Annotated in this window: 1 protein-coding gene; it reads left to right on the top strand. The window is 43.6% G+C overall.

Going from position 1 to position 1,408, the window contains the following annotated elements; translation table 11 throughout:
- Window positions 1–84 precede the first annotated feature (84 nt).
- Window positions 85–1,408: non-ribosomal peptide synthetase (locus JCM10596_RS27160; protein WP_148302701.1), on the top strand; the 1,324-nt coding region annotated here is incomplete at its 3' end.

Genomic DNA, 1,408 nt, shown 5'->3' with positions numbered 1-1,408 from the left:
GCAAGGTTTTCTTAGATAAGGAGGAATCCTATGCAGATCTTAAAGAGAACCTTGAATCCATAGCTCAACCACAGCATTTGGCTTATGTCGATCTACACTTCAGGAACGACGGGTACACCAAAAGGTGTCATGATTGAACACCAACAAGTCGTAGCTATGGCAAGTGCCTGGAACAAAGAGTATGGCTTAGATCAGGAAAGCATTTCTTGGCTACAATGGGCTAGCTTTGCCTTTGACGTCTTTACAGGTGATTTCGTACGTGCGCTGTTACATGGAGGAAAATTGGTCATTTGTCCAAGTCAGTCGAGGTTAGACTTCGGTCAAATTCATGGCTTGATCCAGCAACATCAGATTCAAATGTTTGAGTCAACACCAGCCTTTGTTATTCCGCTCATGGAGTATATCTATGAAAACAAGCTAGAGGTCAGTTCGCTACGGACATTAATTCTAGGCTCAGATCAATGTACTCCAGAAGCATTTCAACAATTGATTGAGCGTTACGGCTCTCAAATGAGGATTCTAAACAGCTACGGTGTGACGGAAGCGTGCATCGACTCCTCTTACTTTGAAACAGATGATGCCTTGGCATTCACTGGCTTACCTATTGGGAAGCCTTTACCTAATGTTCAAATGTACGTTCTGAACGAAAATCTCTCGATCCAGCCAGTGGGGATCGTCGGAGAGCTATTCATTGCTGGAAAAGGAGTGGGGCGAGGATACTTCAACCGTCCGGAGCTAAATGCTGAGAAATTCGTAGAAAATCCGTTTAGACCAGAAGAGAAAATGTATCGCACAGGGGATTTAGCTCGCTGGTTGCCTGATGGAAATATTGAGTTTCTTGGAAGAATCGATGATCAAGTGAAAGTACGGGGCTTCCGTATTGAACTTGGCGAAATTGAGTCCAAGCTCTTAACTCTGGATGTAATCAAAGAGGGGGCTGTCATTGCCAGAGAGGAAGAATCGGGTCAAAAGCAACTATATGCCTACGTTGTAGCAGAGCAAGCTGTGAACGTTGGGGAAATAAGGTCCGCTCTTTCTCAGATGTTGCCGGGCTATATGATTCCATCCTACTTTGTCCAAGTAGAAAAAATGCCGTTGACTCCAAATGGAAAAATAGACCGACGGGCTTTACCTTATATCGAAGGAGAGATTCAGACAGGAACCGAGTATGTGGCTCCTAGAACGGAAGCTGAGAAAAAACTTGTGGAGATTTGGCAAGAGATCTTGGGAGTACAGAAGATCAGTATAAAGGAAAACTTCTTTGATTTAGGAGGACATTCCTTACGAGCAACAACACTGGTATCTAGGCTTCATAAAGAAATGAGTGTTGAAGTTTCTTTAAGATCGATCTTCCAATTTCCAACGGTAGAGAAATTAGCTGAGGTCATCACTCAGCTTGATCAAACAG

It is taken from the genome of Caldalkalibacillus mannanilyticus JCM 10596 (assembly GCF_000615945.1).
Taxonomy (GTDB): Bacteria; Bacillota; Bacilli; order Caldalkalibacillales; family JCM-10596; genus Bacillus_AT; species Bacillus_AT mannanilyticus.
The sequence above is the reverse complement of the archived record's forward strand: the minus strand, read 5'-3'. Positions and strand labels throughout refer to the sequence as shown.